This is a genomic window from Phenylobacterium sp. (assembly GCF_020253645.1).
Classification (GTDB): domain Bacteria; phylum Pseudomonadota; class Alphaproteobacteria; order Caulobacterales; family Caulobacteraceae; genus Phenylobacterium.
Window position 1 is genome coordinate 1 of record NZ_JADCBG010000005.1, and the last position, 17,207, is coordinate 17,207.

Genomic DNA, 17,207 nt, shown 5'->3' on the forward strand with positions numbered 1-17,207 from the left:
AGGTCCAGGAACATTTCCTTCGCCCCCGGCTGCTTCAGATCGATCCCGAGGCCGCGCTTGCCACGGTTGCAGGCCAGGAAGGGACCTCCGTCGGAGCGGAAGGGATCGCCCTCCGGCGACTCGATCTTGACCACCTCGGCTCCGAGATTGGCCAGAACCGCGCCGGCCAGGGCGCCGGCGATGACCGAGCCCATGTCCAGGATGCGCACCCCCTCCAGGGGCCGCGAGGGCGAGGGGCCGGCGTCGGGCTTACTGCACGGGGGACCCCACTGAGGAACCGGGCCGGAGACCGGCAGGCGCCGGACGGCGGCCGGCGTCGAGGAGAGTCGCGCCGGAGGCCCGGGCATGGCCAGGCGCCCCCGTACCGGATCGTCAAACTCCAGCCTCAGACCGGCGTGTCGAACTGCATCCCCGGCAGACCAGTCGCTCCGATTTCCGACCGGAGCGCAGGGAACTCCGGCGTCGGCCAGCAATCCGAGCCAATGACGCCGGGGCTTGCTGCGGAAAACCTCTTCCAGCACGTCGAGGGCCAGAACCGGGTTCAGGACCAAAACCTGCCAGTGAGCGCCGAGCCCAAGGGCGTCGATGGCCTTCCGGAAGAAGGGCATGAAGAGCGTGGCGAGGAAGAACCACTCGCCGTCGGAACACTGGTAGAGCCTGTAGCTGGGCGAGGCGCCCTGCGGCGCGCCGCGCGGCAGCCGCGGTTGATCGCGCACCATGACCACGCCGCCGACTTCCGAGACGCCGTGGAGACCGCTGACGGTCACGGCCTGCCCCCGCCCCGAGGTCCCACGCTCGTAGAGGGCCGCGCCGATGGCCCCCGCCGCCATCACGGCCTGGCCGTACCACCCCAGGGGCAGGACCAGATGAACCGGACTGTCGCCATGGGCCCCCTGCCGGAAGGCGATGCCGGAAAGGGCCGCCAGCAGGCTGTGCCGCGGCGGCAGGCGGCTCCAGGGCCCCCTCGTCCCATAGGGCGGCATCCAGACATGCACCAGATGATCCGCTCCGTCGCGCAGGCTGGCGGCGTCGAGCCCCAGGGCCTCCAGGTCGCCGGGCGCATGATCAAAGACCGCGACATCTGCGCCGCGGGCCAGGTCACGGGCGCGGGCGAGGTCCGCCGGGTCGGCGAGATCCAGGGTCACGACGGTCTTGTTGCGGTTCCAGGCCGGATAGCCTGGATGATCCTTCAGACGGTCGCCCCCCGGCGGCTCGACCTTGACCACCTCGGCCTCGAAATCGCCGACCAGCATGCAGGCCATGGGCCCGGCGACGCCCTGGGTGAAGTCCGCGATCCGCACGCCCCGGTAGGCCGACATGCTCCCTCCCGACTTTCTTGTCTTGCAAGGAGGGTCGGCGAAAGCGGCGGCGGTGGCAAGCCGCGGCCGGGCTCATGACTGTTGGGACCGTTGCCGCGCAGGACCCCAGTGATCTGATCTTACGGTAACCTCGATCGCCTCATCCACCCGTCCCCTTTCACAGGTCAGGCTCTAACCGTTTCAGGAGAAGGTTCGAGGGGTCACGTCCGAACCCGGCAGCGACTGGGTTCGACAAGATCCGGGAAGGACTCGGATATAGCGGGAAGTTGGGGATACATTCCAATTGTGGAGTTGTTCAGTTCGATGAGCCCCTGATGACTGCCAACTTGTCTAAACGAGGCCGCGCCTTGAGGCTGCGAGCCCTGGCTTTGGCCGCCGTTGCCGTCGGCTTGTTGTGGGTGTTCAAGGCGCCGCTGATCGACGCCGTGGCTGATGTCGCGTTTCTGCCGGTGGCGACGACGAGGCCAGCTCAATATGCCGTGTCGACCCAGCACGGAGTCGCCATGAAAACGCGTGACGGCGTCGTTTTGCGCGCTGACATTCATCGCCCGATTGGCCTCGTCAAAGCGCCGACCATCCTGGCTCGAATCCCTTTCACAGACACGCTTTGGAACCGGACCAGGTCCGACGTGATAAGCCGCTTCTGGGCGAAACGCGGGTATGTGGTCGTGGTGCAAGGTACCCGTGGACGTTACCGCTCCGATGGAGAGTTCACGCCGATGGTGCATGAACGCCAAGATGGTCTCGACACCTTGGCTTGGCTTGCCCGTCAGTCTTGGTGGGATGGTCGCTTGGCAATGTGGGGGGGCTCGGCGTTTGGGCAGACACAATGGGCGATTTCGGATCGCACCGACCCCGGCGTCGGCGCCTTCGCGATTCAAATTGCTTCCAGCCGGTTTCAGGACTTTTTCCACCCCGGCGGTGCCTTTGCTTTGGAGAGTAGCCTCTACTGGGCCCTCAATAGCGCAGGGCCGCGGGACCAGGACGTCGATCTGAAGGCTTTGGATCGAGGTGAGCGCGCCTTGCCGGTCAGTCGGGCCGATGACGTGGCGCGCTCTGATACCGGTTTCTTCGATCAATGGCTCACATCGGCGCCCGGGTCCTCCTATTGGGTCGCGATCGACGGCCACGAACGCGCATCGACCGCCAAGGCGCCGGCACTATTGCTGGGAGGATGGTATGATCCATTTCTACCAGGAATGCTGCGTGACTACAAAGCCTTATCGCAAAACAAGCACGCGAGAGACACGCGCCTCGTGATCGGGCCCTTTTCTCACGCCCGCGAGATTGACTGGCCCGGCCAAGCCAAGCCGGTCCTCTATCGGCGGGCGAGCGTTGAACAGGTGATCGCCTGGTACGATCAGGTACTTGGCGTCGGCCAGCGCCCCACACCTCAACCTCGCGTTCGTCTCTATGTTATGGGGCCGAACTTCTGGCGAGACGAGCAGGAGTGGCCGCTGGCGCGGACGCGCTATACAAAACTGTATCTGCAGGCCAACGGGCGCCTGGGTAAGGCCGCGCCGGACATCAACGCTGCTGAAGACAGGTTCACATACGATCCCAGAACGCCCACACCGACCCGCGGGGGCGCGATGCTCGGTCCAAGAGCGGGCGTGGCGATGCAGGAGCCGGTGGGTACCCGAGCAGACGTCCTCAATTATGTTACGCCTCCATTGTCCAGCCCCTTGGAGATTACGGGACCTCTCAAGGCCAAGATCTGGGTGACAACCGACGCGCCGAGCACGGATTTTACGGCGAAACTGTCATTCATCACGCCGAAAGGAGAGGCCTTCAACCTTGGTGATGGGATCATTCGCAGAGCCTTCACACCGGGAGAGCGGACTCCACTCGAAATCGATCTGGGAGCGACGAGTGTCGTTCTGGAGGCAGGTTCCAAGCTTCGGCTTGACATCTCAAGCAGCAATTTTCCCCGATTTGACCGCAATCCAAACACCGGCGAAAGCCCAGCGACTGCGACGCGGTTCGCGACAGCTCACCAAAAAGTGTGGCGCAGCGTTGACGCTGCGTCCTATATTATTCTTCCCGAGATACCGAAGGAAGATACCAAAACCCAAGGTTTACGTTGACCCTGAGCACCATTTCGGAGGACTTGAATTTGACAGAATTGCCCAGACAGTCGCGGGTACATGCGACATTCATCATGGTGCTGCTTGGGTTGTTTGTCTTTCGTGTCGCGGCTCAAATCCTCCAGCTGCTTGCGCCGACGCCGATACTGCCCGCCTTCGAAGCTTGGCATTCAGGCACCTTGCCCTACGGTCTGTTATTCGCATTCCAAATTGTCATCATCATACTTGCTGCTTTGTTTGTTCGAGGGCTCTGGATCGGACAGATCAAACAAAATCGACGTCTCGGCACTGTAGTGGCCTGGATTGGCGGTCTCTATTTTGCCGGTTCGGTCGCGCGGTTTGTAGCGGGGTTGACGTTCGCGAAGCAGAACCTTTTTCTCTCAGCACATCTGCCGGGAATTTTTCACATAGTTCTAGCTGTGATGGTGTTGACTGTGGCGCACTACCACCTGAGTAACATCACGGGTGACGAGGCGTGAGGGGGGTACGCCGCATCGTCAGCGTGCTGGCATATCCCTTGGTGATGGCGGCTGGCCTAATCACGCTGATGGGGCTTTTGGACGCTGGCGTCGCTCTGACCTGGGCGCCCTTCGCAACGGTCGCCATCGTCGGCCCCATCGTTATCCTGCTTGAACGGATCATCCCGTTTCGCAGAGGGTGGATAGCGAACGCAAGTGATTACCTGGAAGACAGTCTCTTCATGGTCGCGGTGCAAGTCACCGTGCCTTTCGCTATGGCTTGGGCGGTCGCGTTTGCATTGTCGACAGCCCTATCGCACCACACTAACCATTTTTCGATCTGGCCTACACATTGGCCATTATTCGCCCAGTTGGCGCTCAAGGTGATCGCGGGAGACTTCTTCAGATATTGGCTTCACAGATCCGCGCATACATGGTCAGCTCTTTGGCGATTGCATGAAGTGCATCATCACCCCAATAAACTCTACTCGACAAATGTGTTTCGATTTCATCCTATTGAAAAAGCTCTACAGTTCTTCTGCGACACGCTTCCGTTTGTTATCATTGGGATCACACCAGACGTGCTTGCTTTCTACTTTGTATTCTACGCCATCAGTGGCTTATTCCAACACTCAAACGCTGATTTGCGACTAGGCCCCTTAAACTATGTTTTCAGTGGACCCGAAGTGCACCGATGGCACCATTCTCGTAATATATCCGAGTCCAACAACAACTACGCACACAGCTTCGTTGTGTGGGATCTCGTTTTTGGCACCTACTTCCGTCCGAAATCGCGTGTGGTTGAAACCCTAGGTTTGCTTGACCCTGCCTACCCGCGAGGATTTTGGCAGCAATTGTATGCGCCGTTTCGGCGGGTAGCTCGTGACATCACATGAGCCTACGCTCCCGACTTGCGCAGTTTGTTCTGGCGGCGTCGATGGAAACGGTGGCCCGCCGTCGACATGCAGACCTGCTTAAGCAAGCGTCGTATCCAGACAAGGCTCAATCTCAGGCCCTGGAAGCCATCTTGCGCCTTTGCAAGGAAACGACGCAGGGACGACGTTTCGGCGTTTCAGAAGCCCTCAGCATTGACGACTTCCGCCGTGCCGTGCCCATTCAAACCTATGAGGACATACGTTCAGGCATAGAGCGACAGATTGCGACCGGGATGCTCGAGGTCGCCCCCGAGCCCCCCTTGATGTACGCGCGGACAAGCGGCACGACCGGGCAGCCGAAGTACATTCCAGTCACCCGGAGTACGTTGAAGCAGTTCCGAGCTGCGCAACAGGCGATGGCCTTTCCGCCCCACGCCGCTTACGGGGCGTTCCGAGGCCGGATCCTAGGCTTTGGCGGCCCGGCACGAGAGGAGGCGTTGTCAAACGGCGTTCCGGCCGGGTCGACGAGCGGCCTTATCTACGAAACCATGCCCTACCTTCTGCGGGCGAACTATGTTGTTCCGGCAGAAGTGTTCGGCATCGAAGACTACGAGTTGAAATATCTTGTGACAGCTCGCCTCGCCTTGGCGGCGCGGGATATCTCACTCATTGCCGCGGCGAACCCGTCGACGATCATCAGACTGCTCTCAGTGATCGAAGCTCATCGAGGTCGACTATCCCGGGACCTGGAGAAGGGTGGGTTTCATGCTTTGGATCGACTTTCGCCTGAGGTGTGCGAGGCGGTAGAACCGCTTTTGAGGCCCTCAAGAGCCAGCGCCAAGATCTTGGAGCATGCCCATGCGGCTTCACTTGCTGATCTTTGGCCGAACCTGCGCGCTGTGGTCACTTGGCTAGGTGGGGGATGTATTCATGCGGCCGCATCGGTTCGGTCTCAGATACCCAAAGCCGCGGGCATGATCGACGCGGGTTACATTGCAAGCGAACTGCGGGGGACCATCGTTGTCGATGCGAGAAACAATCTCGCACTTCCGATGTTGGGCGACGTCTTCTTCGAATTCGTCGAAAACGCGGCATGGGATCGGGGCGAACGCGAAACACAGCTTCTTCACGAACTTGTCCAAGGTACCGAGTACCAGATCATCGTGACCACGGCGGCTGGGCTACTCAGATATCAAATGAACGACGTCATGCGGGTGACTGGCTTCGTCGGCGCCTGTCCAACCCTCGAATTCGTGCGAAAAGGACGCGGCGTCACGAACATCGTGGGTGAAAAGATCTCGGAAGATCAAATTCACTCAGCAGTAGCGACCGTATTCACGCAACCTCCCGTTTTTTACATTGCTTTGGCTGACACTAAAGATTCTGTTTATCGAATTTTTGTTGAAACGCCATTCAATGAAACGAATATTTCCGAGGCGTTTGATGCAAAACTACAACAGTTGAATATCGAATATGCTGCTAAACGGGGTAGTGGAAGGTTAGCATCACCGCGCTTGGTTCGACTTCGGCCCGGCGCAGGCGCCGCCTACCACAAGCATTGCGTCGAGGTGAAAGGTCAGCGCGAATCACAGGCAAAGGTCTTGGCCCTCCAGCGCGTGGAGGATTTTGACTTCGATTTCTCGGACTACATGGACGCCAATGCCTTTTGAGCTTCGCTTTCTCTCTTTGCCGATAGCGTTTCGGCAGGCTTTTTCACATGCCTCCGCAAGCAGAAAATTTGCAGAGAATGTGATTGTCATGGCGCGTGATCAGGAGGGACGGGTCGGTCTTGGCGAAGGCTGTCCTCGCCCATATGTCACGGGGGAAACGCTGGAGGCGGCCCAGTCTTTCTTAACGGCGCATCTGCCTCTCCTTTCGAACATCCAGGATCTTGACGGCCTCAGAAGTTGGAGTACCAGCAACAAGCTCGTCATTGATCTCTGCCCGAGCGCATTCTGCGCAGCGGAACTTGCTCTGCTTGATCTGATAGCTCAGCGAGACGGCGTGAGCGTCGAGACCCTTCTGGGTTTGCCGCCGATCATCGACCAGCCTTTAAGCGCTGTTTACAGCGCGAGCGGCGGTTTAGCGTTCTCAGCGCAACATCTTGCATTTCGGGCACGCGGCATTCGAGATGCAAAGCTCAAGATCTCAGGGAATTCGGCGCGCGATATGTCTCGCGCTAGCCAACTGTCACGATTTGGCTCGGTACGTGTCGACGCTAACAATCTTTGGCGCGATGCGGCGCAGGCGATCAAGGCCTTGACACCACTGACGCCTTTTATCTGGGCGGTCGAAGAGCCCTGCAGCCCAAAGGATTGGGCGTCAATGACATCTATCCAGACGACAACAGGACTGACCCTGATCGCGGACGAAAGTGTGACCAAGGTAGAGGACCTCGAAGAGATCCCGACAGGGTTGAAGGTAGCCATAAATCTCAGGGTGTCAAAGCATGGCGGCCTTATCCGCACCTTGGACTTGCTTCGAGCCGCGCAGAATCGGGGACTCGACGTCATCATTGGCGCTCAAGTCGGCGAAACGAGCATTCTGGCTCGCGCCGCGCTTAGTGTGGCCGCAATTGTGCCTCGGCTGCGTGGGTTTGAGGCTGGGTATGGCACGTGGTTGCTCCAGTTCGACGTCACAGAGCCTGCGATCAAGGCGCAACTTGGGGCGAAATTGATCGCTGAACTGCAGGCAGCTCCCGGACTTGGTCTCTCCCCTTCGCAAAGATTGAAGGGTGAATTCGAATGCTTATCAGTGTGACGGTGTGACCCGCCCGCCGGTACCAGCCGGTCGACAATTTGCGCTCTGCTGCAGATTTCCACGGGTCACATCCGATCGCACGGCAACCTTTACCCCGGATAGATCACACGTCCGGCTCACCCTGCTTGCGCAGGATCCCCATGAACTGCTCTTCCGCGAACCTTGATCGCTTCAGCCTCCCGTCTTCTTCCATAGGTCGGGGTCCAGTTGTTTCTGGCTGAGTTTAAGTGGATCACAACACCACCATCACCGCCACCGGCGTCTTCTGGCCATGATCAAGGAGCCCTGAGCTCCGACAACCGTCTGCCGTGCGCCTCAGGGCCTCAGAGCCTCAGGATGGTGGTCTGGACCACGGGGCGGCGGCCCCAGACGCGCTGGGCGGCCTTCTTGAGGGCGCGCGAGATGGCGGCCTCCACCTCGGCGTCGATCTCGCGCTGGTCTCCGTCCAGACGGCGCACGGCGGCCTCGGCGGCGTCGGCCAGGTCGTCGAGGATGTCGTCCAGAGGTCGCTCGGGCTCTCCCGGCAGGCCGATCGCCCGGACCTGGGGACCAGAGGCGATGCATCCCCGGCCATCCATCACCAGGGCTGCGTGCAGGACGCCGCTGGTCGCCGCATGCCGCCGCTCGCGCAGGGGCTCGCCGTCCTCAGGCGTCATGAAGCCGCCGTCCAGATAGATGCGGCCGGCCGGGACCTCGTCGATCACCTCGGCCCGGCCCGGGGCCAGACGGACCATCTCGCCGTTCCTGGGGGCGACCGTCTGAGGGACCTGGAGGTCGCGGGCGAAGGCAGCGTGTTCGAGCAAGTGCCTGCGTTCCCCATGCGTGGGTATGGCGATCCGTGGCCGGGCCCAGGCGTACATGTCGGCCAGCTCCTCTCGGCAGGGATGGCCGGACACGTGGATGCCGGGATGCTCGCGGTCGGTGATCAGGCGCACGCCGCGCTCGGACAACCTGTCCTGCATGTTCCGGATGGCGATTTCGTTTCCCGGGATCACCCGGCTGGAGAAGATCACGCTGTCGCCGGCGCCCAGGCGGATGTGCGGGTGAGAGCCCTCGGAGATGCGTGAGAGCGCCGCCCGGGGCTCGCCCTGGCTGCCCGTGCAGAGCAACAGGACCTGATCCGGCGGCAGGTGGGCGGCCTGGGCCTCTGAGATGAAGCCCTGGGAGTCGACATCCATGCCGACGTGCCGCGCGGCCGCCGCCATGCGGATCATGGAACGGCCGACCAGGCAGATCTTCCGGCCTGCGGCGCGACCGGCCACGATGGCCGTCTCCATCCGGGCCACATTCGAGGCGAAGCAGGCCACGGCCACCCTGCCCTTCTGGGCGGCGATGACCCGAACAAGCTCCGCCCGGACCTCCGCCTCGGAGCCGGCGCGGCCTTCGACGAAGACATTCGTGGAGTCACAGACCATGGCCAGGACCCCCTCGTCACCCAGCTGTCGCAGGGCGGCGGAGTCGGTCGCAGCGCCCAGCAGGGGGTCCGGATCGATCTTCCAGTCGCCGGTATGGAGGACCACTCCCAGGGGCGTGCGGATCACCAGGCCGTTGGGCTCGGGGATGGAATGGGTCAGGGTGACCATCTCGACGTCGAAGGGACCCAGGACGATACGCCCGCCCAGGGGCACCTCGTTCAGCTCGACCTCGTCCTCGAGGTTCCGCTCCCGAAGCTTCTCGCGCAGCAGGAAGGCGGTGAAGGGGGTGGCGTAGAGGGGCGCACGGAGCCGGGGCCAGAGCCAGGCGACGGCGCCGATGTGGTCTTCGTGTGCATGAGTCAGGACGATGCCGAGAATGTCGTCGGCGTGCTCCTCGATGAACTCCGGGTCCGGCAGGATGACATCCACGCCCGGTGTGTCCTGGCCGCCGAAGGTGACGCCCAGGTCCGCGACAATCCACCGGCGACGGTCGGGCGGACCATAGCCGTAGAGATTGAAGTTCATTCCGATTTCACCGGACCCGCCGAGGGGCAGGAAGACGAGTTCGTCCTCGGGACGCGGACTGGCCATCTATCGCGCTCCGGGGTTACGGCGATGAATTTCCAGCATGCCGCGTATGGTGAGGTCGGAGTCGAAGTGATCAATCGACGTTGTCGCCCCCTGGAAGAGCGAGGCGACCCCGCCGGTGGCGATCACCGTCATGGGCCGGCCCCATTCCGCCCGGATCCGGGCGATGAGCCCCTCGATCAGCGCGATGTAGCCCCAGAAGACCCCCGCCTGCATGGCCCCGACCGTATCGCGTCCGATGGTCCGCTCGGGCCGACGAATGGCGACCCTGGGCAGCTTGGCGGCGGCCGCATGCAGGGCCTCCATGGACAGGTTGATGCCCGGGGCGATGACGCCGCCCTCGAAGCCTCCGTCCGCTGCAATGACGTCGAAAGTGGTGGCGGTGCCCGAGTCGATCACGATGAGGTCGCCGGGATAGACCACGTGCGCCCCGATGGCGTTGACCAACCGGTCTGCACCGGCTTCCGAGGGCTTCTCAAGCCGGACCGGGATGCCCAGGTCGACATTCTCCCCGATGACGAGGGGCTCCACCTTCAGGTATCGCCGCGACAGGTTCCGGAGGTTGAACACGGACTGAGGCACCACACTGGAGATGATGCAGGCGTCAAGCATGTCGAACCTGAGGCCCGTCATCGAGAGGAGCTGGAACAGCCAGACGGCGTACTCGTCCGCCGTGCGGGTTGACTGGGTGGCGGTGCGCCACTGGGCGACCCAGGAGGCTCCGTCATGGACGGCAAAGAGCGTGTTTGTGTTGCCCTGTTCGATCGCGAGCAGCATCAGGAGTCTCCGAAAAAGACATCGCCTGCGGTGATCCGGACGACTTGTCCGTCCCCGAGGCGCAGGCGCAGGGCGCCATCGGGTTCCAGGGTCTCGGCGATCCCGGACAGGGTGCGGTCGGGCAGCCGCGCTGTGCAGGGGCCGCCCAGGCCATCGGCCAGCCGGGTCCAGGCCTGCCCCACGGGCGCGAAGCCGTCCCGGGCCCAGATCTCGCGCCAGGCCTCGAAGCGCTCGGCCAGGAGGACAAGGAACTCCTGTGGCTCGACGACGCCAATGCCAGGGAGGTCCGCCAGGGCGCTGGCGGGCCGTTCGACAGATTCCCGGGGCGGGGCGAGCGCCAGGTTGACCCCTATGCCGATCGCCAGCCAGAGCCCACCGCCAGGCCTGACGCCGGATTCCACCAGGATCCCCGCCGCCTTGCCCCCGGCGACCTGGAGGTCATTCGGCCAGCGGAGGCGCGCAACCTCCGCTCCCGCAAGGGTATTCACGGTCTCCGCCAGGGCCAAGGCGGCGACGAAGGACACCTGGGCCGCTTCGGCGGGGGGCAGGTCGATGGGGGTCAGGAGTGTGGCGGCGAGGTTGCCCCCCCCTCCCCGCCAAGGCCGCCCGCGACGTCCGCGACCGGCGGTCTGCTCAAGGGCGTGGATCCAGACCGGGCCGAAGTCGCCGGCCTCCGCCCGACGCCGGGCCTCGGCGTTGGTCGAATCGAGGACGGCGAAGGTGGCGATGCGCGGGACGGTCACCTAGCCGAGGCCAAGGGCGGCGGCCGCCGCCTTCGCGGAAAGGTCGATAAAGGGCATGAGCCCCAGCACCACCGGGAAGGTAAAAGCTGCGGCGCCCACCGCAATGACGCCCGCCTCAACGGGCGGCCGGTCTGTCTGGCCCGGGGCGGGATCGAACCACATCACCTTCACCAGCCTCAGATAGTAGAAGGCGGCGACGACGCTGCCGACAAGGGCGGCGACAGCTGACCAGAGAAGGACCGGATCGCCGGCGTTCACCGCCGCCATGAAGACATAGTACTTCCCCCAGAAGCCCGCGAAGGGCGGAAGGCCGAGCCCGGAAAGCGCGAAGACCGTCATGGCGAGGCTGAGCCAGGGCCGCTGCTGGAACAGTCCAGCCATGTCATCCAGGGTCTCGAGCGGTCGACCCTCCCGGGACAGGGCGGACAGACAGGCGAAGAAGCCGATGACGGCCACGCTGTAGAGGGCCATGAAGACCAGCATGGCCTGTACGCCCTGGGCCGTCCCGGCGGCGAGGCCAAGCACGGCGTAGCCGACATTGGCGATGGATGAGTACGCCCAGAGGCGCTTGAGGTTGGTCTGGGCGAGGCCTGCAAGGGCGCCGACCGCCACCGAGGCCAGGGCGATGAGGATCAGGACCTGCCGCCACTGGTCGGCGGCGAGGGGGAAGGCTTCCGCCAGAACCCTCGCGAAGATCAGCATGGCCGCCAGCTTCGGCGCACCGGCGAAGAACGCCACCACGGGGGTCGGCGCGCCCTCGTAGACGTCAGGCGTCCACATGTGGAAGGGCGCCGCGGAAACCTTGAAGGCCAGGCCGCAGATCATGAAGATCAGGCCAAAGAGGACGCCGGTCCCGGCTTCGCCGTTCACCGCCGCGGCGATCTCGTCGAAACGGATCGAGCCGGAGAACCCGTAGACCAGGGAGGCGCCATAGAGCAGGAGCCCGGAGGACAAGGCGCCCAGCACGAAGTACTTGAGACCCGCTTCGGAGGCCTTGGCGTCGTCCCGCTGCAGGGCGGCCATCACGTAGAGCGCCAGGGACTGGAGCTCCACGCCGATGTAGAGGCTGAGGAGATCGCCCGCCCCGGCCATCATCGCCATGCCGAGGGCGGCGAGGAGGATAAGGACGGGGAACTCGAAGTTCCGGATGCCCCGCCGCTCGAACCAGCCCTGTCCAAGAGGTATCGCCACCAGGCTGCCGAGGCAGATCACCACCTGAGCGAAGACAGACGCGGCGTCCGCGGTCAGAGAGCCCGAGAACGCCTCCCCGCGGGGCCCGATGATCGCGACCCCCGCCGAGGCGGCCAGGGCGGCCATCGCGCCCAGGGCGACCCAGCGATCCGGCCGCGCCAGGAAGGCGCCGGCGACCAGGAGGAAGAGCGCCGCACCGGCGAGGATCAGCAGGGGTGCGGCGATGGCGAGGTCATTGGCGAACATGGCGGTTTCCTTCGGCCTCCGTCAGTCGCCGACCGCAGTGCGGAAGGCGTCCAGAAGACCGTCGACCGAACTGGCGGTGACGTTGAAGACGAGGCCCGGCTGGAAGCCCAGCCAGAGGGTGGCGACCACCAGCGGGACGAAGATCACGATCTCGCGCAGGTTGACGTCGGTGATGTCGGCGAGGGCCGGGTTTGTCATCTCGCCGAACACGACGCGCCTATAGAGCGTGAGGGCGTAGACCGCCGAAAGGATCACGCCGGTGGTCGCCGCGACAGCCGTCCAGGTGGAGCTGAAGTACACGCCGGTGAGGGTCATGATCTCGCCCACAAAGCCGGATGTTCCCGGCAGGCCGACATTGCCCATGGTGAAGAGCAGGAAGATCACCGCGTAGATCGGCATGCGGTTCACGAGGCCGCCATAGAAGGCGATCTCGCGGGTATGCATGCGATCATAGACCACCCCGACGCAGAGGAAGAGCGCGCCAGAGATCACACCGTGGCTCAGCATCTGGAAGATGGCGCCCTGCACGCCCACGACGTCGAAGGAGAAGATGCCCATGGTCACAAAGCCCATGTGGGCGACCGAGGAATAGGCGATCAGCTTCTTGATGTCGGTCTGCCGGAAGGCGACCAGAGAGGTGTAGACGATGGCGATGGCCGAAAGGGCGAAGACCAGGGGCGCGAAGAACTCGGAGGCGTCCGGGAACATGGGCAGGCTGAAGCGCAGGAAGCCATAGCCCCCCATCTTCAGGAGGATGCCCGCCAGGATCACCGAGCCTGCGGTGGGCGCCTCGACGTGAGCGTCGGGAAGCCAGGTGTGCACCGGCCACATGGGCATCTTCACCGCGAAGGAGGCGAAGAAGGCGAGCCAGAGCCAGGTCTGCATCCAGGGCTCGAAGCGGAAGGCCATCAGGTCCGGTATCGAACTGGTCCCCGCGACCCCGATCATGGCGAGGACGGCGGCCAGCATCAGCACCGAGCCGAGGAGGGTGTAGAGGAAGAACTTGAAGGCCGCGTAGACCCGACGCTTGCCGCCCCAGATGCCGATGATCAGGAACATCGGGGCGAGGCCGAACTCGAAGAAGACGTAGAAGAGCACAAGATCGAGGGCGCAAAAGACCCCGATGACCAGGGCCTCGAGCAGCAGGAAGGCGACCATGTAGGAGGTCACGCGCTGCTCCACCGACTTCCAGGACGCCGCCACGCACAGGGGGACCAGGAAGGCCGTGAGCAGGACGAAGAGGACCGAGATTCCGTCGACGCCCATCCGGTAGTGAATGCCGGCGAACCAGGGAATGTCCTCGACAAACTGGAAACCGGGGTTGGCGGAGTCGAACCTCACGGTGAGGAGGACCGACAGCCCAAGGGTCACGAGGCTGGTGATCAGGGCGATCCAGCGGGTGAGGTCATCTCCCCTTGCAGAAGCGGGACGCCCGGCGCGCAGGGCCAGGATCAGGGCCGCGCCCAGCACAGGCGCAAATGTGATGAGGGAAAGAATACCGGTCATGGTCTCGCCCTCCTCAAGCCCGCCAGGCCCAGAGGGCGAAGGTCAGAAGACCCGCCACCCCGAGCAGCATGACGAAGGCGTAGTGATAGACATAGCCGGTCTGGAGCCGTCCGGTCCGGCGCCCGAGGGCGTAGGAGGCGGCGGATACGCCGTCGGGGCCCAGTCCGTCGATGATCTTCTGGTCGCCCACCTTCCAGAAGAGGTCCCCGAGCACCCGCGCAGCGCGCACGAAGGTGGCCTCGTAGAGTTCGTCGAAGAACCACTTGTTGTAGAGGAAGGTCCAGGCGAGCCCCTTCTTTTCGGCGATGCGCGCGCCCATTCCCTCGCGGGCGATATAGACCCACCAGGCGACGGCGAAGCCTATGGCGGACACCACAAGGGGCGACCAGAGCACCCAGGCGGGCGCATGGTGGGCCTGCTCCAGCACCGTATTTGCAGGCGAATTGAAGATGGCGCCGCCCCAGAAGGCTTCCTGGTAGTCGCCGACGAACTGCTTCTTGAAGGCGTACCCCGCGGCTATGGCGCCCACCGACAGGAGGAGGATCGGCGCAAGCATGGAGGGCGGGCTCTCGTGCGGCGTATGGGCGCCGTGGCCATGCCCGTGGTCATCATGCGCGTGGTCATCATGCCCATGAGCGGCCGCGGCGTGGCCGTCGTGCGCGTGGTCATCGTGACCCTGCGCGCCCGCTTCGGCCCACTTGGGAGTTCCGTGGAAGGTCATGAAGGCCAGGCGCCAGGAATAGAAGGCGGTCAGGCCGGCGGCCAGCAGGCTGACCACGAAGGCGAACGACGCGACGCCTCCCTGCGACATGGCGGCCGCCCAGGCCGACTCGATGATCATGTCCTTGGAATAGAAGCCCGCAAACCCGAGCCCGAGACTTGGAATGCCGAAGCCGGTGATGGCCAGGGTGCCAATCGTCATGACGGCGTAGGTCACCGGGAGATAGCGCCAGAGGCCGCCCATGCGGCGCATGTCCTGCTCATGGTGCATGCCGTGGATCACCGAGCCTGCCCCAAGGAACAGAAGCGCCTTGAAGAAGGCGTGGGTGAAGAGGTGGAACATGGCCGCCTGATAGGCGCCCACCCCGGCGGCGAAGAACATGTAGCCGAGCTGGGAACACGTGGAATAGGCGATGACCCGCTTGATGTCGTTCTGGGCCAGGCCGACCGTAGCGGCGAACAGGGCTGTGACTGCGCCGATCACCGTCACGATGTTCCGGGCCACCGGGGCGGACTCGAACATCGGCGACAGAAGGCAGACCATGTAGACGCCGGCGGTGACCATGGTCGCGGCGTGGATGAGGGCCGAGACCGGGGTCGGGCCCTCCATGGCGTCAGGAAGCCAGGTGTGGAGGAAGAACTGGGCCGACTTGCCCATCGCGCCGATGAAGAGCAGCACCGCGGCGAGGTCCACCGCGGACCAGTCGTAGCCGATGAAACGCCAGGTGGTGCCGGCGATCTCGTCGATGTTCGCGAAGACCTCCGAAAACTGGATGGAGCCGAACATCCAGAAGACGGTCATGATTCCGAGGGCGAAGCCGAAATCGCCCACCCGGTTGACGACAAAGGCCTTGATCGCCGCGGAGTTGGCGCTGTCCTTCTGGTGCCAGAAGCCGATCAGCAGGTAGGAAGCAAGGCCAACGCCCTCCCAGCCGAAGAATAGCTGCATGAAGTCGGCGGCGGTCACCAGGGCCAGCATGGCGAAGGTGAAGAGCGACAGGTAGGCGAAGAAGCGTGGCCGCGACGGATCCTCCGCCATGTAGCCCCAGCTGTAGATGTGAACCAGGGCCGAGACCGTGGTGACCACCACCAGCATGACGGCGGACAGGGCGTCGAAGCGGATGGACCAGTTGGAGATGAACTCACCCACGTGGATGAAGGGGGCGAGGGTCAGGGTGAAGGGCTCAAGATCGCCCCAGGTCCACTGGGCGAAGACCACCCAGGACAGGACGGCGGACAGCACCAGAAGTCCGGTGGTCACCGCCTGGGACGCAAGGGCCCCCAGCCGGGCGCCGAACAGTCCGGCGATCAGGGCTCCGGCCAGGGGGCCGAAGACAATCAGAATGAGGAGGGCTTCAGCAGTCATCGGGAGACGTCAGCCCTTCATCACGGAGGCGTCGTCCACGGCGATGTCGCCGCGGTTTCGGAAGAAGGTCACCAGGATGGCCAGGCCGACAGCAGCCTCCGCAGCGGCGACCGTCAGGATGAACATCGCGAAGATCTGGCCGATCACGTCGTGCAGATAGGCCGAGAAGGCGACGAAGTTGATGTTCACCGCCAGCAGGATGAGCTCGATCGACATCAGGATGACGATGATGTTCTTGCGGTTCACGAAAATCCCGAACACGCCAATCGTGAACAGGATCGCGGCGACCGCCAGATAGTGGGCGAGACCGATGATCATTCCTGGATGCCTTCCCCCGGCTTGACCGAAACCACCCGCATTCCGCTCTCCGGCGTGCGGGCGACCTGGTCGGAAATCACCTGGCGCTTGACCCCGGGCTTATGCCGGAGGGTCAGGACGATGGCGCCGATCATCGCCACCAGCAGGACGAGGCCCGCCGCCTGGAAGAAATAGACGTAGTCCGTGTAAAGGACGCGGCCGATGGCCTCGGCGTTCGGGACTTCGGCAGAGGCCGCCTTGGGCCCAGTCGAACCTGCGGCCGCACCGCGGTTCGCCACCACGGCGGAGATCGCCACCATCTCGAAGGCAAGGATGCCCGCCACCAGGGCGCCCAGCGGCATGGACCTCGCGAACCCCTGGCGCAGGGCCGCGAAGTCCACATCCAGCATCATGACGACGAAGAGGAAGAGGACGGCGACGGCGCCGACATAGACGACCACCAGAAGCATGGCCAGGAACTCCGCCCCCATGAGGACGAAGAGGCCCGCCGCGGAGAAGAAGGCGAGGATGAGGAAGAGGACCGAATGCACGGGGTTTCGGGCGGAGACCACGCCGAAACCCGCCGCGATGGTCACCGCCGCCAGCAGATAGAATGCGATTGCCTGCAAGGCCACCGGGTTCAGCCCCTCTTCTTGGACCGCCGGACTCAGGAGAGCGCCGGCGGGGTTTCAGTGCGTTCGGAATCGCCGACCGGGTCTACCGGTAGGGCGCTTCCAGTTCCAGATTCTTGGCGATCTCCCGCTCCCAACGGTCCCCGTTATCGAGCAGGCGTTCCTTGTCGTAGTAGAGTTCCTCGCGGGTCTCGACCGCAAATTCGATGTTCGGACCCTCGACGATG

At 63.6% G+C, this 17,207-nt stretch carries 14 protein-coding genes and 1 pseudogene; 5 read left to right on the forward strand and 10 right to left on the reverse strand.

Annotated elements, in window-relative coordinates:
* Positions 1-1,319, reverse strand: a 1,319-nt coding sequence (locus INE98_RS00230) for a CoA transferase (protein ID WP_293535701.1), incomplete at its 3' end; no start/stop codon positions are given.
* 314 nt (positions 1,320-1,633) lie between these two features.
* Between INE98_RS00230 and INE98_RS00235 the strand changes: the two genes are divergently transcribed.
* Genes INE98_RS00235 through INE98_RS00255 form a run of 5 tightly spaced genes read left to right on the forward strand, consistent with a single transcriptional unit; the run spans position 1,634 to position 7,499 of the window.
* Entirely contained in the window at positions 1,634-3,406 is a 1,773-nt protein-coding gene (locus INE98_RS00235) for a CocE/NonD family hydrolase (protein WP_293535702.1), read from the forward strand.
* Positions 3,403-3,885 carry a hypothetical protein gene (locus tag INE98_RS00240; RefSeq protein WP_293535703.1) on the forward strand — a complete coding sequence of 161 codons (483 nt, stop codon included), beginning with the start codon at positions 3,403-3,405 and terminating at the stop codon, positions 3,883-3,885. The genes INE98_RS00235 and INE98_RS00240 overlap by 4 nt, the downstream gene beginning before the upstream one ends.
* On the forward strand, positions 3,882-4,760 hold the full coding sequence (locus INE98_RS00245; protein WP_293535704.1) for a sterol desaturase family protein: 879 nt from the start codon (positions 3,882-3,884) through the stop codon (positions 4,758-4,760). Before INE98_RS00240 ends, INE98_RS00245 begins: the two co-directional genes overlap by 4 nt.
* Complete coding sequence (locus INE98_RS00250; RefSeq protein ID WP_293535705.1) at positions 4,757-6,409, forward strand: GH3 auxin-responsive promoter family protein; 1,653 nt, start codon at positions 4,757-4,759, stop codon at positions 6,407-6,409. The genes INE98_RS00245 and INE98_RS00250 overlap by 4 nt, the downstream gene beginning before the upstream one ends.
* On the forward strand, positions 6,399-7,499 hold the full coding sequence (locus INE98_RS00255) for an enolase C-terminal domain-like protein (RefSeq protein ID WP_293535706.1): 1,101 nt from the start codon (positions 6,399-6,401) through the stop codon (positions 7,497-7,499). The genes INE98_RS00250 and INE98_RS00255 overlap by 11 nt, the downstream gene beginning before the upstream one ends.
* Before the next feature lie 323 nt (positions 7,500-7,822).
* On the opposite strand, the gene INE98_RS00260 is transcribed toward INE98_RS00255, so the two are convergent.
* The 9 genes and pseudogenes from INE98_RS00260 to INE98_RS00300 all read right to left on the reverse strand — a co-directional run.
* On the reverse strand, positions 7,823-9,505 hold the full coding sequence (locus tag INE98_RS00260) for a ribonuclease J (RefSeq protein WP_293535707.1): 1,683 nt from the start codon (positions 9,503-9,505) through the stop codon (positions 7,823-7,825).
* Positions 9,506-10,282: a type III pantothenate kinase gene (locus INE98_RS00265; RefSeq protein WP_293535714.1), complete on the reverse strand. Its 777-nt coding sequence runs from the start codon at positions 10,280-10,282 to the stop codon at positions 9,506-9,508.
* Complete coding sequence (locus tag INE98_RS00270) at positions 10,279-11,022, reverse strand: biotin--[acetyl-CoA-carboxylase] ligase (protein WP_293535708.1); 744 nt, start codon at positions 11,020-11,022, stop codon at positions 10,279-10,281. Before INE98_RS00270 ends, INE98_RS00265 begins: the two co-directional genes overlap by 4 nt.
* The gene (gene nuoN / locus INE98_RS00275; RefSeq protein WP_293535709.1) at positions 11,023-12,459 is read right to left on the reverse strand and encodes an NADH-quinone oxidoreductase subunit NuoN; all 1,437 of its coding nucleotides are present in this window, start codon (positions 12,457-12,459) and stop codon (positions 11,023-11,025) included. It lies immediately after the preceding gene.
* Positions 12,460-12,480: 21 nt separating this feature from the next.
* Entirely contained in the window at positions 12,481-13,965 is a 1,485-nt protein-coding gene (locus tag INE98_RS00280) for an NADH-quinone oxidoreductase subunit M (RefSeq protein WP_293535710.1), read from the reverse strand.
* A 13-nt stretch (positions 13,966-13,978) separates the two neighbouring features.
* Positions 13,979-16,051 (reverse strand): NADH-quinone oxidoreductase subunit L, encoded by a 2,073-nt coding sequence (gene nuoL, locus INE98_RS00285; RefSeq protein WP_293535711.1) that lies wholly within the window; start codon positions 16,049-16,051, stop codon positions 13,979-13,981.
* A gap of 9 nt (positions 16,052-16,060) precedes the next feature.
* On the reverse strand, positions 16,061-16,366 hold the full coding sequence (gene nuoK / locus INE98_RS00290) for an NADH-quinone oxidoreductase subunit NuoK (RefSeq protein WP_293535716.1): 306 nt from the start codon (positions 16,364-16,366) through the stop codon (positions 16,061-16,063).
* Positions 16,366-16,983 (reverse strand): NADH-quinone oxidoreductase subunit J, encoded by a 618-nt coding sequence (locus INE98_RS00295; RefSeq protein WP_293535712.1) that lies wholly within the window; start codon positions 16,981-16,983, stop codon positions 16,366-16,368. The genes nuoK and INE98_RS00295 overlap by 1 nt, the downstream gene beginning before the upstream one ends.
* Before the next feature lie 82 nt (positions 16,984-17,065).
* Positions 17,066-17,207 (reverse strand): annotated as a pseudogene (locus tag INE98_RS00300) (NADH-quinone oxidoreductase subunit I); the annotation flags it as partial.

What these genes read in the sequence shown, in the direction of transcription:
- nuoL (WP_293535711.1), bottom strand. Translation starts at nt 16,051, where the DNA reads ATGACTGCTGAAGCCCTCCTCATTCTGATTGTCTTCGGCCCCCTGGCC.
- INE98_RS00280 (WP_293535710.1), bottom strand. Translation starts at nt 13,965, where the DNA reads ATGACCGGTATTCTTTCCCTCATCACATTTGCGCCTGTGCTGGGCGCG.
- INE98_RS00235 (WP_293535702.1), top strand. Translation starts at nt 1,634, where the DNA reads ATGACTGCCAACTTGTCTAAACGAGGCCGCGCCTTGAGGCTGCGAGCC.
- INE98_RS00250 (WP_293535705.1), top strand. Translation starts at nt 4,757, where the DNA reads ATGAGCCTACGCTCCCGACTTGCGCAGTTTGTTCTGGCGGCGTCGATG.
- INE98_RS00255 (WP_293535706.1), top strand. Translation starts at nt 6,399, where the DNA reads ATGCCTTTTGAGCTTCGCTTTCTCTCTTTGCCGATAGCGTTTCGGCAG.
- INE98_RS00260 (WP_293535707.1), bottom strand. Translation starts at nt 9,505, where the DNA reads ATGGCCAGTCCGCGTCCCGAGGACGAACTCGTCTTCCTGCCCCTCGGC.
- nuoN (WP_293535709.1), bottom strand. Translation starts at nt 12,459, where the DNA reads ATGTTCGCCAATGACCTCGCCATCGCCGCACCCCTGCTGATCCTCGCC.